Source organism: Nocardioides sp. cx-173, from assembly GCF_021117365.1.
GTDB lineage: Bacteria > Actinomycetota > Actinomycetes > Propionibacteriales > Nocardioidaceae > Nocardioides.
Window position 1 is genome coordinate 4,417,958 of record NZ_CP088262.1, and the last position, 19,955, is coordinate 4,437,912.

Annotated in this window: 16 protein-coding genes; 12 read left to right on the plus strand and 4 right to left on the minus strand. The window is 72.0% G+C overall.

Translation table 11 applies throughout. The annotated features are described in order from the left end of the window. Positions 1 to 49 precede the first annotated feature (49 nt). From LQ940_RS21555 to LQ940_RS21565, 3 genes are all read left to right on the plus strand, one after another. Entirely contained in the window at positions 50 to 847 is a 798-nt protein-coding gene (locus LQ940_RS21555; RefSeq protein ID WP_231241271.1) for a deoxyribonuclease IV, read from the plus strand. A 12-nt stretch (positions 848 to 859) separates the two neighbouring features. After that, positions 860 to 1,978 (plus strand): lipid II:glycine glycyltransferase FemX, encoded by a 1,119-nt coding sequence (locus tag LQ940_RS21560; protein ID WP_231241468.1) that lies wholly within the window; start codon positions 860 to 862, stop codon positions 1,976 to 1,978. A 130-nt stretch (positions 1,979 to 2,108) separates the two neighbouring features. Then, entirely contained in the window at positions 2,109 to 3,176 is a 1,068-nt protein-coding gene (locus tag LQ940_RS21565) for an alanine racemase (protein WP_231241270.1), read from the plus strand. Here the strand turns inward: LQ940_RS21565 and LQ940_RS21570 are convergent. Together LQ940_RS21570 and LQ940_RS21575 are read right to left on the minus strand one after the other, a co-directional pair. Next, positions 3,137 to 4,546 carry a glycosyltransferase family 87 protein gene (locus LQ940_RS21570; RefSeq protein WP_231241269.1) on the minus strand — a complete coding sequence of 470 codons (1,410 nt, stop codon included), beginning with the start codon at positions 4,544 to 4,546 and terminating at the stop codon, positions 3,137 to 3,139. The two genes, LQ940_RS21565 and LQ940_RS21570, sit on opposite strands and share 40 nt — an antisense overlap. Positions 4,547 to 4,550: 4 nt before the next feature. Further along, positions 4,551 to 6,794 (minus strand): transglycosylase domain-containing protein, encoded by a 2,244-nt coding sequence (locus LQ940_RS21575; RefSeq protein WP_231241268.1) that lies wholly within the window; start codon positions 6,792 to 6,794, stop codon positions 4,551 to 4,553. Between the two features lie 221 nt (positions 6,795 to 7,015). On the opposite strand from LQ940_RS21575, the gene LQ940_RS21580 reads away from it, so the two are divergent. Both LQ940_RS21580 and LQ940_RS21585 read left to right on the plus strand, forming a co-directional pair. Continuing rightward, positions 7,016 to 7,609 (plus strand): PadR family transcriptional regulator, encoded by a 594-nt coding sequence (locus LQ940_RS21580; RefSeq protein ID WP_231241267.1) that lies wholly within the window; start codon positions 7,016 to 7,018, stop codon positions 7,607 to 7,609. Positions 7,610 to 7,667: 58 nt separating this feature from the next. Further along, positions 7,668 to 8,753 (plus strand): inositol-3-phosphate synthase, encoded by a 1,086-nt coding sequence (locus LQ940_RS21585; RefSeq protein ID WP_231241266.1) that lies wholly within the window; start codon positions 7,668 to 7,670, stop codon positions 8,751 to 8,753. A gap of 186 nt (positions 8,754 to 8,939) precedes the next feature. Here LQ940_RS21585 and LQ940_RS21590 read toward each other — a convergent pair whose 3' ends face one another. Continuing rightward, the gene (locus LQ940_RS21590) at positions 8,940 to 10,355 is read right to left on the minus strand and encodes a CCA tRNA nucleotidyltransferase (RefSeq protein WP_442939793.1); all 1,416 of its coding nucleotides are present in this window, start codon (positions 10,353 to 10,355) and stop codon (positions 8,940 to 8,942) included. A 105-nt stretch (positions 10,356 to 10,460) separates the two neighbouring features. On the opposite strand from LQ940_RS21590, the gene LQ940_RS21595 reads away from it, so the two are divergent. The 7 genes from LQ940_RS21595 to trxA all read left to right on the plus strand — a co-directional run bounded on the left by LQ940_RS21595 (position 10,461) and on the right by trxA (position 19,240). Further along, positions 10,461 to 12,695, plus strand: coding sequence for a DUF6049 family protein (locus LQ940_RS21595; protein ID WP_231241265.1), 2,235 nt, complete (start codon positions 10,461 to 10,463; stop codon positions 12,693 to 12,695). Further along, the gene (gene murJ / locus LQ940_RS21600) at positions 12,692 to 14,347 is read left to right on the plus strand and encodes a murein biosynthesis integral membrane protein MurJ (protein WP_231241264.1); all 1,656 of its coding nucleotides are present in this window, start codon (positions 12,692 to 12,694) and stop codon (positions 14,345 to 14,347) included. The genes LQ940_RS21595 and murJ overlap by 4 nt, the downstream gene beginning before the upstream one ends. Positions 14,348 to 14,383: 36 nt before the next feature. Next, complete coding sequence (locus tag LQ940_RS21605) at positions 14,384 to 16,279, plus strand: protein kinase family protein (protein ID WP_231241263.1); 1,896 nt, start codon at positions 14,384 to 14,386, stop codon at positions 16,277 to 16,279. Next, the gene (sigM, locus tag LQ940_RS21610; protein ID WP_231241262.1) at positions 16,272 to 16,949 is read left to right on the plus strand and encodes an RNA polymerase sigma factor SigM; all 678 of its coding nucleotides are present in this window, start codon (positions 16,272 to 16,274) and stop codon (positions 16,947 to 16,949) included. The genes LQ940_RS21605 and sigM overlap by 8 nt, the downstream gene beginning before the upstream one ends. A 44-nt stretch (positions 16,950 to 16,993) precedes the next feature. Beyond that, entirely contained in the window at positions 16,994 to 17,704 is a 711-nt protein-coding gene (locus tag LQ940_RS21615) for a hypothetical protein (RefSeq protein WP_231241261.1), read from the plus strand. A 68-nt stretch (positions 17,705 to 17,772) separates the two neighbouring features. Beyond that, positions 17,773 to 18,828: a thioredoxin-disulfide reductase gene (trxB, locus tag LQ940_RS21620; RefSeq protein ID WP_374229474.1), complete on the plus strand. Its 1,056-nt coding sequence runs from the start codon at positions 17,773 to 17,775 to the stop codon at positions 18,826 to 18,828. Positions 18,829 to 18,913: 85 nt separating this feature from the next. Next, positions 18,914 to 19,240: a thioredoxin gene (gene trxA, locus LQ940_RS21625; RefSeq protein WP_269217221.1), complete on the plus strand. Its 327-nt coding sequence runs from the start codon at positions 18,914 to 18,916 to the stop codon at positions 19,238 to 19,240. 11 nt (positions 19,241 to 19,251) lie between these two features. Here trxA and LQ940_RS21630 read toward each other — a convergent pair whose 3' ends face one another. Next, entirely contained in the window at positions 19,252 to 19,914 is a 663-nt protein-coding gene (locus LQ940_RS21630; protein ID WP_231241259.1) for a GNAT family N-acetyltransferase, read from the minus strand. Between the last annotated feature and the right edge of the window lie 41 nt (positions 19,915 to 19,955).

The window sequence follows — 19,955 nt, forward strand, 5'->3', positions numbered from 1 at the left end:
GGGCCAGTGCCCGGCGGCCTCGTCGGCAGCGCTCCCTACGATGAACCGCATGACGACGCTCGCCATCGGTGCCCATGTCGACCAGACCGACCCCGTGGCGGAGGCGAAGGCGCGCAACGCGCCGTTGGTGCAATTCTTCCTCGGCGACCCCCAGAGCTACGGCGGCCCCGAGATCGCGTATGCCGGCGGCGCGGAGGCGCTCAAGGCCGACGCCGAGGCCGCGGGCGTCGAGCTGTACGTGCACGCGCCGTACCTGATCAACGTCGCGACGACGAACAACCGGATCCGGATTCCCAGCCGCAAGCTGCTGCAGCAGCACGTCGACGCGGCCGCGTCGATCGGCGCCAAGGGCGTGATCGTGCACGGGGGGCACGTCAACAAGTCCGACGACCCCGAGAAGGGGTTCGACAACTGGCGCAAGGCGATCGAGGCTACCGATCTCAAGGTGCCGCTCTTGATCGAGAACACCGCGGGGGGCGACAACGCGATGGCGCGCTACCTGGACCGGATCGGCCGGGTCTGGGAGGCGATCTCCGGTGCGGAGGGCTTCGAGCGGGTCGGCTTCTGCCTCGACACCTGCCACGCCCACGCCGGCGGCAACCCGCTGGAGACCGTCGTCGGGGACGTCCTGCGGATCACCGGGCGGATCGACCTGGTGCACTGCAACGACAGCCGCGACGACTTCGACACCGGGGCCGACCGGCACGCCAACTTCGGCGCCGGCCGGATCGACCCGGAGCTGCTCGCCTCGGTGGTGCGCGACGCCGGCGCGCCGGTCGTCTGCGAGACACCGGGTGGGGCGCAGGAGCACGTCGCCGACTTCGAGTGGCTGCGGGCGCGGCTGTAGCCTCGACGGGTGCTGAGCGTCCGCGAGATCTCCGAGCAGGACCACCGCGCCTTCCTCGACTCCCGTGACTCCGCGAGCTTCCTGCAGACCCCGGCCTGGGGCCGGGTCAAGGGCGAGTGGCGCCGCGAGTCCCTCGGGTGGTTCTCCGGTCCCGGTGACGGTGAGCTGGTGGGCGCCGCCCTGGTCCTCTACCGCCAGCTGCCCAAGATCAGGCGCTACCTCGCCTACCTGCCCGAGGGCCCGGTCATCGACTGGGAGACCGAGCAGCTCGGCGAGTGGCTGGCCCCGCTGACCAGGCACCTCAAGGGCAAGGGCGCCTTCGGGGTCCGCATGGGCCCGCCGGTGGTCACCCGCCGCTGGACCGCGGCCCAGGTGAAGGAGGGCATCGCCGATCCCGGCGTACGCCGCCTCGACGACCTGGCGCCCACCGAGCGCGACGCCGTGGGCGCGCGCGTCGTGTGTCAGCTCGACGAGCTCGGCTGGCGACGGCAGACGGCCGAGGGCGGCTTCGCCGCCGGCCAGCCGCAGTACGTCTTCCAGGTGCCGCTCGCCGGCCGCTCGGAGGAGGACGTGCTCAAGGGGATGAATCAGCTGTGGCGGCGCAACATCAAGAAGGCCGCCAAGATGGGCGTCGAGGTCGTCTCGTCTGACTCACCCGACGACCTCAAGGCGTTCCACGACCTCTACGTCCACACCGCTCGCCGCGACCACTTCACGCCGCGCCCCCTGTCGTACTTCCAGACGATGGTCGACGCCCTCGGCTCCGAGAGCCCGGACCGGATCCGGCTGTGGTTCGCGCGGCACGAGGGCGACCTGGTCGCCGCCACGATCGGGATCCGGGTCGGCACGCACGCCTGGTACTCCTACGGCGCCTCCTCCACCGAGAAGCGCGAGGTGCGCGGCTCCAACGCCGTGCAGTGGGCGATGATCCAGGACGCGATCGCCGCCGGCGCCACCGTCTACGACCTGCGCGGCATCACCGACACCCTCGACCCGGACGACTCCCACGTCGGGCTGATCCAGTTCAAGGTCGGCACCGGCGGCGAGGCTGTCGAGTACGCCGGCGAGTGGGACCTGCCGCTCAACCGCCCGCTCTACAAGGCGTTCGACGTCTACATGAGGCGGCGCTGATGGCCGCGGCCCGTGCGGTCCGCCGGCCGGGGTTCTGGGCGCTTCCCTGCGCTTCTGGGCCGTTTTTCTGGCCCATAAGCGCAGGGTTATCAGCATCTGCTGATAACCCTGCCACCCCCAGGACCACCCCATGAGCCTCACGCTGACAGTGGACGGCGACCGCTGGCGTGCCCACCTGCGGAAGGTGGCGGAGGAGCACCCGGGGCTGGTGCCGGTGGCGAAGGGCAACGGGTACGGGTTCACGCTGGGGCGGCTGGCGCGCAAGGCGGGATGGCTCGGCGTCGACACGCTGGCGATCGGCACCTACGACGAGATCGGCCACGTTGCGCAGCGCTTCGACGGCAGCCTGCTCGTGCTGACTCCGTGGCGGCCGTTCGGCGCGGCGCTCGACCTCGACCCCACCGAGGACCCCGCGCTCGCGCGGCGACTGATCCACACCATCGGCAGGGTCGAGGACCTGCACGCGCTGCTCACCCGCCAGCCCGATGCGCGCTTCGTCCTCGAGCGGATGACCTCGATGCAGCGCCACGGCCTCAGCGCCCGCGGGCTCTGGGCCGCCGCTCGCGCCCTCGCCGAGCACCCGCGCGCCCGGCTCGAGGGCATCGCGCTGCACCTCCCGCTCGCGCAGGGCTCGCACCTCTCCGAGGTCACCCGGCTCATGAACGACGTCGTGGCCGCGGGCCTCGACACCACGACGGTGTGGGTCAGCCACCTGACCGACGACGAGCTGACCGCGCTCCAAGCCCGGTACGCCGACTACACGATCCGCCCCCGCATCGGCACCTCCCTGTGGCTGGGCGACCGCGACGCGCTGCGGGTGACCGCCACCGTGCTGGATGTCCACGACCTCGAGCGCGGCGACGCCTTCGGCTACCGCGCCCGGACCGCGCCCAAGAGCGGGCACCTGCTGGTCGTCAGCGGCGGTACGGCGCACGGCATCGGCCTGGAGGCGCCCACGGGCGAGTCCTCGATCAAGGCACGAGCGGCCACCCTGGCGCGCGGCGGCCTCGACGCGGTCGGCTTCGTCCGCTCGCCGTTCTCCATCGACGGCAAGCAGCGGCTCTTTGCCGAGCCGCCGCACATGCAGGCCTCGATGCTGTTCCTGCCCTCCGGCGCCCACGTGCCCCAGGTCGGCGACCTAGTGGACGTCCGGGTCCGCTACACCGCGACGGCGTTCGACCGCGTCGTCATCACCTGAGGCTGGCGCGCCACCGGGTCGTACTCGGGCCGCCAGATGTCGCGCACCACGATCGCGACCAGGTAGAGCTCGCAGAGCATCCGCACCACGATCGCCACCCAGTAGAAGCCGGCGTCGCCGCCGCCGGCGGGCTCGAGGTAGCCGCCGAGGTACCACCAGACGGTCGCGAAGTAGAGCACCTCGCCGGCCTGCCAGACGAGCTGGTCGCGCCAGCGCGGCCGGGCCAGCACCGCCAGCGGCAGCAGCCACAGCACGTACTGCGGCGAGTAGACCTTGTTGACGAGCAGGAACCCCGCCACGATCAGGAAGCCCAGCTGGGTGAAGCGTGGCGTCTGCGGCGCGAGCATCCCGAGGGCGAAGACGCCGCCGCACCACAGCGCGAACAGCACCCACGACCAGGCGTTGATGGTCGACGCGCTGATCGCCAGGTCGCCGGCTTGGTCGATGACCAGCCAGATCGACCCCAGGTCGGCGGTGCGGTCGGAGTTGAACGACCAGAAGACCTTCCACTCCGTCGGACTCGCCAGGTACGCCGGCGCGTTGACCAGCAGCCAGGTCGCCAGGCCCGCGAAGACCACCGCACCCAGCTGGTCGAGGCGGCGCCGGCGCAGGCAGATCACCAGGATCGCGCCCAGCAGGAACAGCGGGAACAGCTTGACCGCCGTACCGAGGCCGATCAGGACGCCGGTGAGCACCGGCCGGTCGCGCGCCCAGGCCCACAGGGCACCGGCGACCGTGGCGACCGCGAGCAGGTCCCAGTTGACCAGGCCGGTCAGGACCAGGGCCGGGGACAGCGCGAAGATCGCGGCGTCCCACGGCCGCCGCGGGTTGACCTTGGCCAGCAGCCAGGCGCTCAGGATGGTCAGCGCGGCGAGGCCGAGCGCGTTGACGACGACGTAGAGCCGGGTCTCGCGCTGGATCTCGGGGTCGGCCTGCAGGTCGCCGACCGACCTGGAGTAGCGCTCCTCCAGGTCCGGTGACCCGTTGAGCCAGTGGGTGACGTGCGAGGTCGCCCACGCCCAGTACGAGATGCCGACCGGGTACTCCATCGAGTCGTAGCGCCCGCGGGTCTCCTCGTCGTCGGTGTAGGGGTAGGTGTGCTCGGCGAAGCCGCGCAGGGTGTAGAGGAACGGCAGGTCGGAGTAGCACATCGCGGAGTAGCGGGCATCGCCCTCCATCCAGGTCCCCTCGACGCACGGCGCCTTCTGAACCAGCCCCAGCGCGAAGCCGAGCGCGGCCAGGAGCACCACCACCCGCAGCGGTGTCCACCAGCGGCTCGCGCCGATGCGCTCGCCGGCAGGGCCGCCGACGCTCTCGCTGAGCGCCGCGGCGACCTCGTCGTCCTGGGTCGGGTGGACGTGACCGCTCACGCGGTCACCAGACGGAGTACGACTCGCGGGGCGGACCACCCGAGGAGTCCCGCGCCGGCGTGGGCGTGGGCGTCGGGGTGGGGGTCGGCGTGGGGGTGGGCGTCGGCGTCGGCGTGGGGGTGGGCGTCGGCGTCGGCGTCGGGGTGGGGGTCGGCGTGGGGGTGGGCGTCGGCGTCGGCGTCGGGGTCGGCGTCGGCGTCGGCTTCTTGGTGGGCTTCTTCGTCGGCTTCGGCGGCGGCGGCGGGGCCGGCTCGTGACCGTCGCTCGGCGCCTCGCCGTCGACGTACACCGGGTCCGCGAGGTCGAGAACGTCGGTGCCCTCCAGCGCCCGCTGCATCACCGCGGTCCAGGTCGCGGTCGGGTAGTCGCCGCCGTAGAAGCTGGGCAGCCAGCCGTCGAGCGGCTCGGCGCCCCTGCCCCGTACATAGACGACCGAGGTGGCCAGCTGCGGCGTGAAGCCGGTGAACCACGACGAGACGACGTCGCCCTTGTCGTTGGTCGACGTGCCGGTCTTGCCGGCCGCCGGCCGCTCGAGCGCCCCGGCATCGGAGCCGGTGCCGGTCTCGACGACCTGCTCCAGCGCGTAGGAGACGTCGGCGGCGATGTCCTCGTCGAGGACCCGCTTGGCCTTGTTCGTGTGGCGGTGCAGGACCTCGCCGTCCTTGGACTCGACCCGCTCGATGACGTACGGCGTGGCCGCCTCGCCGCCGTTGGCGATGGTCGCGTAGGCGTTGGCCATGTTGATCGGGCTGACCGTCGCGCTGCCGAGGGCCACGCCGACGTTGGGCTCGAGGCCCGGCGTCGAGGCGGGGATGCCCGCGGCGCGCTTGCCGCGCGGCTTGGCCGGCGGGATGCCGAGGGCGTTGGCCATCTCGATCACCTTGTCCGGTCCGTCGGGGATGGAGTCGGTGAGGTCGACGAACGCGGTGTTGATCGAGTCCTCGGTCGCCTTGAGCAGGCTCACCTGACCGAAGTCCTCGTCACCCTGGTTCTCGAACTCGGTGTCGCCGATCTCGATCGGGCTGTTGCCCTCGAAGGTGTCCTTGAGCGAGAAGCCGGCCTTGATGCCCGCGGCCAGGGCGAACGGCTTGAGGATCGAGCCGGCCTGGCCGCCGGAGACCGCCCAGTTGAGCTGTGACTGCAGGTAGTCCTGGCCGCCGTAGAAGCCGCGCACCGCGCCGGTGCCGGGCTCGACGCTGGCGACGCCGACGTGCAGCTGCTTGTCCTTGAAGCCCTCGGGTCGCGCCTCGATGACGCCCTGCTTGGCGGCGTCCATGGCCTTCTGGGTGAACGTCGTGGTGATCCGCAGGCCCTTGCCGTCGATGTCCTCGTCGTCGAAGCCGAGCTTGTTCAGCTCCTTGCGCACCAGGGTGAGCATGTGGCCCTTCTGGTCGCCGTAGGCGCTGCGGGCCTCGATCTTGGGGAACTTCGGCAGCGCCTCCCGCGCCTTCGCGACCGGCTCGGCGTACTTGTCGTCCATCTCCGCCATGCCGTCGAGCACGAACTGGAAACGCCCCTTGAGCGCCTCGCGCGCGTCCTTGCCGTTGGCGGGGTCCAAGCGCGTCGGGTTGTTGAGCACGCTCGCGAGCACGGCCGACTGGCGCAGGTTCAGGTCCTTGGCCGGCTTGTCGAAGTAGGCACGCGCCGCCGCCTGCACGCCGTACGCGCCGCGACCGAAGTAGATGGTGTTGAGGTAGCCGGCGAGGATCTCGGTCTTGCTCATCTGGTTGCGGATCTTCAGCGAGAGGATCGCCTCCTTCGCCTTGCGCGTCAGGGAACGCTCCTGGGTCAGGTAGAGGATCTTCACGTACTGCTGGGTGATCGTCGACGCCCCCTGGGTGGCGTTGCCCGACGCGTTGCTGAACGCCGCGCGCAGGATGCCCTTGGGGTCGATGCCGCGGTCGGTCCAGAAGGTGCGGTTCTCCGCGGCGATGACCGCGTCCTCGAGCTGGTCGGGGATCTCGGCGATCGGGATCGACTCGCGGTCCTGGACCGCGAAGCTGCCGAGCTGCTCCTTGCCGCCGTCGAAGTAGACGTAGGAGGTCTCGGTCTGGAAGTCCTCGTTGGGGTCCGGGATGTCGATGGTCTTGTAGAGGAACACGAAGCCGCCGGCGGCGACGAGCGAGCCGACGAGGCCGGTGATCAGCAGCCACTTGCCGGCCTTCTTGGCCTTCTGCTTGCGAGTCAGGGAAGGCTTGCTCCCCTTCGAGCCCTTGCCCTTGCCCTTGGTCGCCGGGGCCTTGGTCACGGGCGCTCCGGCAGCCCTGCGCTTGCCACTCAAGATGTCGTTGCTCCGGGGGTCGGGGACGTTCGTCTATCACCGCCGCACGTGGTACGGCGGACGACGACGTCCCAGGGTACGCACGACGCGCCCGCTCACCCCAGTCCTGTGGGCGGGGACACGCGCACGTCACACGATGGATATGTCTCCGATTCGTAATCGGCGGATATATCGCTACGATAGGTCTCGTGGCACGTCGCGGAGAGACCATCGAGCTTGCAGTCCTCGGACTGCTGCACGAGGGACCCATGCACGGCTACGAGCTGCGCAAGCGGCTCAACCTCATGCTCGGCTGGAGCCGGGTGCTCAGCTACGGCTCGCTCTACCCCGCGTTGAAGAAGATGCTGCGGGGCGCGCTGATCGAGGAGCACACGACGGCCCCGGTCCCGGGCGTCCCGGTCACGCGGCGCCCCCGCATCGTCTACCGCGTCACCGAGGCCGGCACCCGCGAGTTCCAGCGGCTCATGTCCGAGGTGGGGCCGACGGCGTGGGAGGACGACAACTTCGACATCCGGTTCGCGTTCTTCGGCAGCACCGACATGGAGATCCGCCTGCGGGTCCTCGAAGGTCGCCGCACGCGGCTGCAGGAGCGGCTCGACCGCGTGCAGTCGCAGCTGTCGATGACGCAGGCGGAGGTCGACCGGTACGCCGCCGAGCTCCAGCGCCATGGCGTCGAGTCGGTCGAGCGTGAGGTCCGGTGGCTCTCGGACCTGATCAACGCCGAGCGCAGCCTCGACCAGATCGAGCTGCAGCGCCGCGCCACCGAGCAGCCCCAGCAATAGCCCAGCAGTTCGCACGACCGCACGATCTCCAGAGAAGTCACCACGAAGGGAAGCCCCCATGGGTTCGGTACGAGTAGCAATCGTCGGCGTGGGCAACTGCGCCACGTCATTGATCCAGGGCGTCGAGTACTACCGCAACGCCGACCCCGACGGCACGGTCCCCGGGCTGATGCACGTGATGTTCGGCGAGTACCACGTCAAGGACGTGGAGTTCGTTGCGGCCTTCGACGTCGACGCCAAGAAGGTCGGGTTCGACCTGTCCGAGGCCACCCAGGCCTCCGAGAACAACACGATCAAGATCGCCGACGTGCCCCCGCTCGGCGTACCCGTCCAGAAGGGCCCGACCCTCGACGGCCTCGGCAAGTACTACCGCGAGACCATCGAGGAGTCCGACGCGGACTCCGTCGACGTGGTCCAGGTCCTCAAGGACACCGGCGCGGACGTCATGGTGTCCTACCTGCCGGTGGGCTCCGAGGAGGCCGACAAGTTCTACGCGCAGTGCGCGATCGACGCGGGCGTCGCCTTCGTCAACGCCCTGCCCGTCTTCATCGCCTCCGACCCGGTCTGGGCCAAGAAGTTCGAGGACGCCGGCGTCCCGATCGTCGGTGACGACATCAAGTCCCAGGTCGGCGCGACCATCACCCACCGGGTGATGGCCAAGCTGTTCGAGGACCGCGGCGTGGCGCTGGACCGCACCTACCAGCTCAACGTCGGCGGCAACATGGACTTCAAGAACATGCTGGAGCGCGACCGCCTCGAGTCCAAGAAGGTCTCCAAGACCCAGGCCGTCACGTCCAACCTCGAGGGCTCGCTCTCGGGCAAGATCCACGACCGCAACGTCCACATCGGCCCCTCGGACTACGTCCAGTGGCTCGACGACCGCAAGTGGGCCTACGTCCGCCTCGAGGGCCGCGCGTTCGGTGACGTGCCCCTCAACCTCGAGTACAAGCTCGAGGTCTGGGACTCCCCCAACTCCGCCGGCATCATCATCGACGCGATCCGCGCCGCGAAGATCGCCAAGGACCGCGGCATCGGCGGCCCGATCATCTCGGCGTCGTCGTACCTGATGAAGTCCCCGCCGGTCCAGCTCAACGACGACGAGGGTCGCCGCCGCGTCGAGGCCTTCATCAAGGGCGAAGAGTGAGCGTGAGGCACGAACGCGCACTCGTCTCGCCCGCAGGTTGAGCAAGCCCCGCGGCTGAGGAACGAAGCCGCGACGGGCGCGTCGAAACCCCGTGAGCCGCACGCGCACCGCAACACCCGCACTTCCCGCTGACCCGTCAGAAACTTTCTGACGGGTCAGCGGCATTTCCGAGCAGTTGGTGACGGGTCAGCGGGAGGCCCACCAGGCGAGGAGGGCCTCGCGCGCCTCGTCCTGGGTCATCGGGCCGCGGTCCATGCGCAGCTCGAGCAGGTGGTGGTAGGCCTGGCCGACCTCGCGCCCGGGCGGGATCTGCAGGATCTCCATGATCTGGTTGCCGTCGAGGTCAGGGCGCAGCGCGCTGAGCTCCTCCTCCTCCGAGAGCCGGGCGATGCGCTCCTCCAGGCTGTCGTAGGTACGACGCAGCCGGTCGGCCTTGCGCTGGTTGCGGGTGGTGCAGTCCGCGCGCGTCAGCACGTGCAGCCGCTCGAGCTGGTCGCCGGCGTCGCGGACGTAGCGGCGTACGGCGGAGTCGGTCCACTCGCCGTTGCCGTAGCCGTGGAAGCGCAGGTGCAGCTCGACCAGCTTGGAGACCGCGTCGATCTCGTCGTTGCTGAACTTCAGCGCCTTCATCCGCTTGCGGGTGATCTTGGCGCCGACCACGTCGTGGTGGTGGAAGGTGACCGTGCCGTCCTCGACGAAGCGGCGGGTGCGCGGCTTGCCGACGTCGTGCATCAGCGCCGCGAACCGCGACACGAAGTCCGGCTCGCCGCCGAGCCGGTCCTCGAGGTCGATCGCCTGCTCGAGCACGGTGAGCGTGTGCTCGTAGACGTCCTTGTGCCGGTGGTGCTCGTCGCGCTCCAGGGCGAGCGCCGGCAGCTCGGGCAGCACCCGCTCGGCGAGCCCGGTCTCGACCAGCAGCGTCAGCCCGAGGCGGGGGTACGGCGCACAGATCAGCTTGACCAGCTCGTCGCGGACCCGCTCGGCGGAGATGATCTCGATCCGCTCGGCCATCGCGGTCATGGCCGCGACCACGCCCGGGTCCACGGTGAAGCCCAGCTGCGCGGCGAACCGCGCCGCGCGCATCATCCGCAGCGGGTCGTCGGAGAAGGAGTCCTCGGGGCGCCCCGGCGTGCGCAGCACCCGGTGCGCCAGGTCGACCACGCCGCCGTAGGGGTCCTCGAGCACCCGCCCGGGCACCAGCACCGCCATCGCGTTGACCGTGAAGTCGCGCCGGCCCAGGTCGCCGTCGAGGGTGTCGCCGAAGTCGACCGAGGGCTTGCGGGAGGTGGGGTCGTAGACCTCGGAGCGGTACGTCGTCACCTCGACGACCCAGTCGCCCTTGCGGCAGCCGATCGTGCCGAACGCCCGGCCCATGTCCCACAGCGCGTCGCCCCAGCCCTTGAGCAGGCGCTCGGTCTCCTCCGGACGCGCGGAGGTCGCGAAGTCGAGGTCGTTGTGGCGCCGCCCGAGCATCGCGTCACGCACCGGGCCGCCGACCAGGGCCAGCTCGTGGCCTGCGGCGTTGAAGATCCGGCCGAGGTCGTCGATGACCGGCGAGATCCGGTCCAGCTCGTCGGCGACGGCGCGCTGGACGTCGGCCAGGCGCAAGGTCGGGGGCGGGGCTTCGGGCACGACCGTCGAGTCTATCGGGACGGCGCCACGCCCGTCGGTCCGGAGGGGAGGCGGCCGGGCCGATAGGCTCGGTGGGTGGTCCGGTCCTCCCTGCATGTGCGCGCCCTCGGCGCCGCGATGGGGGTGGCGACCTGCCTCGCCGCGGCCTCCGCGCCGACGCCGGCGACCGCCAGCACGACCGCCACCACCGCCGCCAGCACCGCCGCCGTGCAGCCGAGCACCGCGGTGGAGCCGGAGCCGCTCACGGTGACCCTCGACGACATCAGCCCCGCGGTGGTGCCCTGGCGGGGACCCATCGAGATCACCGGCACGGTGACCAACAGCGACACCGAGACCTGGTCGACGGTCAACCTGTACCCCTTCGTCGGAGGGGAGGCGCTCACGACGCCCGCTGAGCTCGAGGCGGCCACGGAGGTGCCGGCCTCCGAGGAGGTCGGTCAGCGCCTCACCGACAGTGGCCCCTACGACTCCGTCCCGGAGCTGGCGCCCGGTGAGTCCTACCGCTTCACGATCTCCCTGCCCCGCACCGACTACCGGCTCCCGTCGCGCGGCGTCTACTGGTTCGGCGTGCACGCCCTCGGCGAGGGCCCCCAGCCCCGCGACCTCATCGCGGAGGGCCGGGCTCGCACGTTCCTGACCTTCGTTCCGCGCAACGCCAAGGGATCGGTCGACACGGCGGTCGTGGTGCCGCTGCGCCGCCTGGTGTCCTACGCGGCCGACGGCTCGCTCGCCCAGGTGGACGCCTGGGTGAGGACCCTGGAGGACGGCGGCCGGCTGCACGGCCTGGTCGAGCTCGGCGCCGCCGCCGGCCCGGCCCCGGTGACCTGGCTCGTGGACCCGGCGCTGCTGGACGCCGTACGTCGGCTCTCGCTCGGCAACCCGCCGCGCTCCCTCGCCCCCACCCAGCCGCCCGGCGAGGCGGTCGAACCGGGGGACGGCGAGAGCCCCACGCCGACGGAGACGATCAGCCCCGAGCAGGAGCAGCCCGCCGACGAGGAGCAGGAGCTCAGCCCCGAGCTGGCCGAGGCGGCCCAGGTGGCGAGCGACTGGCTCGAGGACCTGCGCGAGGCCCTGGCCGGCGACCAGGTCCTCACGCTCCCGTACGGCGACGTGGACGTGAGCGCCGCCGCCGACTACGACCCGGACCTCCTGGAGCTGGCCGCGCGGCGCACGGGGGCGGTGCTCGCGTCCTGGGACGTCACCACCTCCCCGGCCTTCGGCTCGCCGGGCGGCTACCTCGACCGGGCCGGCATCGAGCTCGCCGACCCCGCCACGACCGTGCTCGTGACCGACCGGATGTTCGGCGCGGACCCACCAGCCGTCGTCACCGCCGACCAGCACCGACTGGTGGTCACGTCGAGCGGCGCGGCCGCCGGCGGACCCCTCCCCGGGCCGCGGCTCTCCGCGCTGTCCCTGCGCCAGCGACTGCTGGCCGAGGCCGCGTTGCGCCTGCGGCCGGTGGGGAGCCGGCCGCTGGTGATGATGGTGCCGGACCAGTGGAGCCCCGACCAGCCGAACGACTTCTTCGCTGCCCTCGAGGACGCCGACTGGGTCGACCTCACCGACGTCGGCAAGATCGCCGACGGGCCGGCCCAGACGGCCGAGCTGGACGAGCTCAAGTACCCCGACCGGCAGACCGCACGCGCGCTGGGGCCCACCCTCTTCACCGCCGTACGGCGCCTGGTCGCGGCGGGCGAGACCCTGCAGAACCTGCTGACCCGCAACGACCAGGTGGCCGGTGTCGTGCTCGACCAGGCCCTGTCCGGCGTGTCGTACAGCGCGCGGCTCAGCCCGCAGGCGGCGCAGTCGTCCCTCACCCGGTCGACGCGCTGGATCGACACCCGCCTGGAGGCCGTCGAGATCGACGCCCCTCCCGGAGTGACGCTCTCCGGCGGCACCGGCAAGCTCGCCGCGACCATCACGAACACCCTGGACGAGCCGGTCACCGTGGTGGTGAGCGCCACCAGCGACACCGGGATCGTGATCCGCAACTCCGAGCCCCAGCAGCTGGGCCCGCGCAGTCGCACGACGATCCTGCTGCCGGTGCGCACGCGGCGCCAGGGCGTGCACGAGGTCACCCTGCGGGCGCTCGACGCCGACGGCAACCCGCTCGGCTCGGCCGACTCCTTCCCGATCCGCTCCGCCCAGGTGAGCAAGGTGATCTGGGTCGTGATGGCGACCGGGGCGGGCATCTTGTTCGTGGCGATCGCGTTCCGGCTGGTACGCCGCTTCCGCCGCCGCCACGACCCGGAGCCCGAGGCGCCCGACGCGCCGCACGACGCCGTACCCGACGCGGAGCGGGTGCCGTGAGCACCGCCGACGACCAGCGGATCCTCGCCTCCAGTGCGGTGATGGCCGCCGGGACGGTCGTGTCGCGGATGAGCGGGTTCGTCCGCTCCAGCCTGCTCGCGGCCGCGCTCGGCGCCTCGCTGCACGCCGACATCTTCACGATCGCCAACACGATCCCGAACATGCTCTACATCCTGCTGGCCGGTGGCGTCTTCAACGCCGTCCTCGTGCCTCAGCTGGTGCGGGCGATGAAGCACGACCCGGACGGCGGCGAGGCCTACACCAACCGCGTGATGACGCTGGCCGCGCTGTTCCTGGGGGCCGTCACCGTGGTCCTCGTCGTCGCGGCTCCGTGGGTGATGTCGCTCGTGCTGAGCGCGCAGTACGACACCGCGGCCCTGACCGAGCAGCGCCAGTCGGCCATCGACTTCGCCCGCTACTGCCTGCCCCAGGTCTTCTTCTACGGGATGTTCGCGCTGGTCGGGCAGATCCTCAACTCCCGCGGCGTGTTCGGCCCGATGATGTGGGCTCCGATCGCCAACAACGTCATCTCGGTTGCGGTGCTGGTCGTCTACCTCTTCGTGTTCGGCCCCGCCCGCGGCGCGGAGGCGTTCGGGCCGTTCACCGCCGACCAGGAGCTGCTGCTGGGCCTGGGCTCCACGGCCGGGATCGCCGCGCAGCTGCTGATCCTGGTGCCCTACCTGGGCCGGGCCGGCTTCCGCTACCGCCCGCGCTTCGACTTCCGCCACGCCGGACTGGGCCACACCCTGCGCCTGGGCATCTGGACGGTGCTGTTCGTCATCGCCAACCAGGCGGCGTACGTCGTGGTCGTCAACCTCGCCAGCGGCGGCACCGCCGACGGGGGCGACGGAACCGGCATCACGATCTACTCCTCGACCTTCCTGATCATGATGGTGCCGCACTCGGTCGTCACCGTCTCGCTGGCCACGGCGATCCTGCCGCGGCTGTCGGCCAGCGCCGCCGACGGCGACCTGGCGGGCCTGGCGGCGTCGCTGTCGAGCACCCTGCGCACGGCGCTGGCCGTGGTGGTGCCGTTCGCGGCCCTGCTGCCGGTGATCGCCCTCGACATCGCCAACGTCGTGTGGGGGCACGGGGCCGCCGCCGACGACTTCCCGCGCTACGCGCCCTCGCTCGGGCTCTTCGGCGCCGGGCTGATCTTCTTCACCGTCCACTACCTCATGCTGCGCGGCTTCTACGCGCTCGAGGAGACCCGCACGGTCTTCTTCATCCAGTGCGCCGTCGCCGTGACCAACGTCGCCGCGGCTCTCGCCTTCGTCTCGTGGACCGACCCGGAGCAGACCTCGCCCGCCCTGGTGCTGGCCTACACCGCGGCGTACGTCGTGGGCTCGGCGGTGTCCTACACCGTCCTGCGCCGCCGCCTCGGCGGCCTCGAGTCGCCGCGGCTGATGCGCTTCGTCGTCCGGCTCGCGCTCGTCGTGGCGCTGTCCACCGGGGTGGCGCTGGTCGCCGCCCTGGGCCTGCACGCCCTGGCCACCGACGCGCCGTGGCCCGTCGCCGCGCTGCGCGCCGCACTGGTGACCGCGATCGACGTCGCGGTGTTCCTGGTCCTCGCCCGGGTGCTGCGGCTGCGGGAGGTGACCACGGTGATCGATTCGGTGACGAGTCGCCTGAGGCGCTCCCCGGCGGCGTGAACCGCCCTACGATGACCACGTCATGAGGGAGCCGCAGTGACCCACACGATCCGGCCGGGCGACGTCCTCGCCGGCCGCTACCGGCTCGTCGACCTGCTCACCGAGAGCGGCGGCGGCCGGTTCTGGCGCGCCCACGACCGGGTCCTGCAGCGCCACGTCGCGCTGCATGTCATCCCCGCCGACGACCCCCGGTCCGAGCGCCTGCTGGAGGCGGCGCGCAGCAACGCCCTGCTGCTGGACCGGCGCGTCCTGCGCGTGCTGGACGCCGAGATCCGCGACGGACTCTGCTACGTCGTCAACGAGTGGGGCTCCGGCACGTCGTTGGACATCCTGGTCACCAGCTCGGGCCCCCTGGAGCCCCGGTACGCCGCCTGGCTGGTCTCGGAGGTCGCCGACTCGGTGGCCCAGGCGCACGAGGCCGGGGTCGCCCACGGACGCCTGGTCCCCGAGAACGTCCTCGTCGACCGCACCGGCGAGATCCGGGTCATCGGACTGGGCGTCGACGCCGCGATGCACGGCCTCTCGGGGACCCGCTCGTCCACCGACGTCACCGACCTCGCCGGCCTGCTGTACTGCGCGCTCACCGGCAAGTGGGCGGGCGCCTCCACCTCGGCGGTGCCGCGCGCCCCCGAGGAGCACGGCCAGGTGCTGCGGCCACGGCAGGTCCGCGCCGGCATCCCCCGGCCCCTCGACGCCCTGTGCGACGCGGTCCTGCACGTCGACGGGCAGCCCGGCTCTCGCGGGCGCGAGCTGGTGTCGGTGACCACTGCGCGGGAGATCCAGGCCTACCTCGCCGACTTCGTCGGCGACCCGGCCGGCATCGCCGAGGGACTGCTGGCCACCCTGCCCCGGCGCCGCGACCTGCCGCTGGTGCTTCCCTCGGTCCCGGAGATCGCGGTCCGCGACGCCGGTGAGCAGAGCGCCGTACGCGAGGACGACGTGGCCGACCCGGTGCCCGCGACGCAGCCGATCGTCCCGACCGAGGTGCCCGCCGAGGTGCCCGCCGAGACGACGGTGACGCCGGAGCTGCCGACCCAGGCCGGGCTGCCGATCTTCGACGACGAGTCCGGCGACGTGTCGTGGCTGGCCGCGAGGCAGACACCTCCGCCCCCGCCGCCGCCCTTCGACCAGCCGCCCGAGCGCCCGCTGTTCGCGCCCTCGCCGCCCAACGGGACGCCGCTGCGCACGCCGCGGCCAGGCAGCTCGGCGACCGCCGACGGTGCCGGTGACTTCTGGCCGTGGGACAACACCGGCACCGAGTCCGGCCGCGCGACCGGGAGCGGCCTGGTCCCGGTGGTCGAGGAGGAGCGGCCTCCGGGGCGCAGCTGGCTGCGGCTGGCCGCCGCCATCGCGGTGGGGCTCCTGCTCCTGGTCGCGATCGTGGTCGCCTACAACCTCGGACGCGGCAAGACGGTGCTCGGTGGGGAGCCGCTCGACTCCGGCTCGTCGAGCTCCGCGACGCCGACCCCGTCGCCGTCGGCCACCCCGCTGGGCGGCCTGGTCGCCGAGGACCTCGACCCGCAGGGGACGCCCGTGCCGGAGGAGAACCCGGAGGATGCCGGCCTGGCCGTCGACGGGGACCCCACCACCTCCTGGCCGACGTCGGCCTACGACCAGCAGCTCGGCCCGGACGGACTCAAGGACGGAGTGGGTCTGGTGGTCGACCTCGGCGGCGAGCACTCGGTGTCCGCCGTCCGGCTCACGCTCGAAGGCGCGCCGACCGGGGTCGAGCTCTACCTCGCCGACGAGCGGCCCACCGACGTCGAGGGTCTGCGGCCGGTCCAGGAGGCCACCCTCGAGAGCACCGGCGAGACCATCACCCTGGATGAGCCGGCGACCGGGAGGTTCCTGGTCGTGTGGCTGACCGAGCTGCCCCCCGACGGGTCGCGGTTCCGCGGCCGCGTGGCCGAGGTCGAGGTCCTCGGTGAGTGACCAGGAGGACGGCGCCCCCAGCGACGCCGACCTGCTGCGGTCCCACGTCGAGGGTGACCGCGACGCCTTCGGCGTGCTGTTCGCGCGCCATCGGGACCGGCTGTGGGCGGTCGCGCTGCGCACGATGGGCAACCCCGACGACGCCGCCGACGGGCTGCAGGACGGCCTCGTGGCGGCGTACCGTCGCGCCGGGTCGTTCCGCGGCGAGGCGGCCGTCACCACGTGGCTGCACCGCGTCGTCGTCAACGCCTGCCTCGACCGGCTGCGGGCCGCCAAGGTGCGGCGGGCCGAGGCGCTGCCCGACGACCTCGAGGAGTACGGCGGCCGCGGCTCGACCGTGACCGCGGACGTCGCCGATCCGGCCGACCTGGCGGTGCTGGACGAGCGGCGCCGCCGGGTGCTGGCGGCGCTGGCCGAGCTGCCTGCCGAGCAGCGGGCGGCTCTGGTGCTCGTGGACATGGAGGGCTACCCGGTCTCCGAGGTCGCCCGGATGCTCGACTGCGCCGAGGGCACGGTGAAGAGCCGGTGCTCGCGCGGGCGCGCCCGGCTGGCCGAGGCGCTGCACCTGCTGGCCCCCGGTGGTGACCCGGACCACGCCGCACCGGGGAACCCTCCCCCGGGCCCGGGCGTCAGATCGACACGGGCCCCGCGAGCGCCCCCGGCGGGCTGAGCCCCGCCCACCCCGTCCAGCGCCAGACCAGGAGAATGACCCCGATGTCCGACGAGCGAGAGCTGACCTCCGAGCAGGAGGAGCGCGTCCGGCGCCTGCTCGCCGAGGCGCGGGTCGACGCTCCGATGCCCGAGGACGTCGCCACCCGGCTCGATGCGGTGCTGGCGCAGCTGGCCGAGGGCCAGCCTCCCGGCGCGAACGCGCAGGTGGTGGCCCTGGCCTCGCGCCGGCGCCGCAAGGTCACCACCCTGCTCGTCGCCGCGGCGGCGGTGGTCGTGGTCGGGATCGGTGCCGGCCAGCTCCTCGAGGGCACCGGGTCGGACGGCGAGAGCGCGTCGTCCCTGGACTCCGGCGACGCCCAGGGCGCCCCGGACGCCGTGGAGGAGGAGGCCCCCGCGCGGCGGGGCGCTTCCGACCTCCGGGTCGACCCGGGCTCGGTCTCATCGCTGGTCTCCGGCGCGCCCGTCGTACGCGAGTCCCACTTCGCCGACGACGTCGCTCGCATCGCCCGGCGAGGCCGGGTCGCCAATCAGAGCTCCCCGGATGCGCCGTTTCACGGGGACACCGACGAGACCACCGACCACCTCATCTGCGACCCCGCCGACTGGGGCCCGGGCCGCCTCCAGCTCGTCCGCTACCAGGGCCGCCCGGCGGTGCTGGCCTTCCGCGCGCCCGTGGGCGCCAGCCAGGTCGTGGACCTGCTGCAGTGCGGCACGGGCGAGACCCTGCGCTCGGTCACCCTGCCCGTGGGCTGAGTCCCGCGCACCGGCCGAGCGGCCTACGGCGGGGAAGAACGCTCGCCTACGATCGGTTGAGTGAAGTGATGCCCCTTGACCGGGGACCCCGAGCAGGAACGAGAGTGGGACGCATGTCCGAGACGCGCAACGTGATCATCATCGGCTCCGGTCCGTCCGGCTACACGGCGGCGGTGTACGCCGCCCGGGCGAGCCTGCAGCCGTTGGTCTTCGAGGGCTCGGTGACCGCCGGCGGCGCGCTGATGAACACCACCGAGGTCGAGAACTTCCCCGGGTTCCGCGACGGGATCATGGGCCCGGCCCTGATGGACGAGATGCGCGCCCAGGCCGAGCGGTTCGGCGCCGAGATGGTCCCCGACGACGTCGTCGAGGTCGACCTCACCGGCGACGTCAAGGTCGTCAAGACCGCCACCGACACCCACACCGCGTGTGCGGTGATCCTGGCCACCGGCTCGGGCTACCGCAAGCTCGGCCTCCCCAACGAGGACGCGCTCTCCGGGAAGGGCGTCTCGTGGTGCGCCACCTGTGACGGGTTCTTCTTCCGCGAGCAGCACATCGCCGTGGTTGGCGGCGGTGACTCCGCGATCGAGGAGGCCACGTTCCTGACCCGCTTCGGCTCGAAGGTGTCGCTGATCGTGCGCCGCGACGAGCTGCGCGCCTCCAAGATCATGCAGGAGCGGGCGTTCGCCGACCCCAAGCTCGAGATCGAGTGGAACTCCGTCGTGGAGTCGATCAACGGCTCCGACCGCCTGGAGTCGGTGACCCTCAAGGACTCCGTCACCGGCGAGACCCGCGACCTGGCCGCGACCGGGCTGTTCATCGCGATCGGCCACGACCCGCGCTCCGAGCTCCTGACCGGGCAGGTCGACCTCGACGACAACGGCTACGTGCTGGTCCGCCACCCCTCCACCGCGACCAACCTACCGGGCGTCTTCGCCGCGGGCGACCTGGTCGACCACCACTACCGCCAGGCCATCACCGCCGCCGGCACCGGCTGCGCCGCCGCCCTCGACGCCGAGCGCTACCTGGCCGAGCTGGACCACGCCCACGCCACCGGGGCGGACGCCCAGGACGCGGTCGCCGGCTCCGCGGTCGTCGAGACCGTCACCACCGCCGGCCTCTGAGCGTCGCGGCGGGAACAGTGGTCGGCACGGTGGTGTTGACTAGTCACAGACCTCTGAGTCGAACCTAAGAAGGGAACTGATTGCCGTGGGCAACATCCAAGCCGTCACCGACGCCGAGTTCGAGGCGCAGGTGCTCAAGTCCGACAAGCCGGTCCTCGTGGACTTCTGGGCGGAGTGGTGCGGCCCGTGCCGCCAGGTCGCCCCGATCCTCGACGAGCTCGCCGGCACCCACGGCGACAAGATCACGTTCCTGAAGATGAACGTGGACGAGAACCCCGTCACCCCGTCGTCCTACCGGGTCACCGGAATCCCGACGATCAACGTCTACCAGGGTGGCGAGGTCGTGCGGTCGATCGTCGGCGCCAAGCCGAAGGCGGCGCTGCTCAAGGAGCTCGACTCCTTCATCAGCTGAACGCCCCTGCCTCACCCGTCACCGCTCACCCGGCTCGCGCCGAGTGAGCGGTGACTGCGTTCGGGGCGCACCGTGGGCGCCGGCCGTACGGCGCCCAGCAGCCGCTCGAGGGCGGCCTCGACCTCGTCGCGCCAGGTGAGCGCGGAGCGGAGGTCCATGCGCATCCGCGGCGTCAGCAGATGCGACCGATGCGTCTTGAAGCCGACGCTGCCCAGGAACTCCGCCGGCACCAGGCACGAGCCGAGGACCGGGACGGTGGTGCCGAACGCCTCCACCGCGCGGATGCCGCCGCGCTCGATCAGGTCGCGCGCCATGGCCTGCACGAGCATCCGGCCCAGGCCGCCGCCCGCATGGTCGTCGTCGACGTAGACCCTGGTGAGCAGCACCGCGTCGCTGGAGACCGGCGAGGTCGGGAACCCGACGGAGCCGGGGACGAAGGCCGCGGGGGCGTAGACCAGGTAGCCGACGACCCGCTCGTCGACGACAGCCACCCGTCCACACGAGCCCCACTCCCGGAGCACCTGCGAGATCCACGCCTCCTTCTCGGCCACCGCCGCATCGCCGCCGACCCGATCGCGGCGTACCGGGTCCAGCTCCCAGAAGAGGCACTCGCGACACGGTCCGGGCAGCTCGCTGAGGTGGTCGACGGTGAGCCGGACGACCTTGCGGGACATGGCGACCTCCTCGGCAGGTGGGGACCCGGTCATGGCGCAGG

Excerpts from the sequence above, each read along its gene's own strand:
- LQ940_RS21555 (WP_231241271.1), top strand. The coding sequence starts at position 50 with ATGACGACGCTCGCCATCGGTGCCCATGTCGACCAGACCGACCCCGTG.
- LQ940_RS21565 (WP_231241270.1), top strand. The coding sequence starts at position 2,109 with ATGAGCCTCACGCTGACAGTGGACGGCGACCGCTGGCGTGCCCACCTG.
- LQ940_RS21585 (WP_231241266.1), top strand. The coding sequence starts at position 7,668 with ATGGGTTCGGTACGAGTAGCAATCGTCGGCGTGGGCAACTGCGCCACG.
- LQ940_RS21615 (WP_231241261.1), top strand. The coding sequence starts at position 16,994 with ATGTCCGACGAGCGAGAGCTGACCTCCGAGCAGGAGGAGCGCGTCCGG.
- trxB (WP_374229474.1), top strand. The coding sequence starts at position 17,773 with ATGCCCCTTGACCGGGGACCCCGAGCAGGAACGAGAGTGGGACGCATG.
- LQ940_RS21630 (WP_231241259.1), bottom strand. The coding sequence starts at position 19,914 with ATGTCCCGCAAGGTCGTCCGGCTCACCGTCGACCACCTCAGCGAGCTG.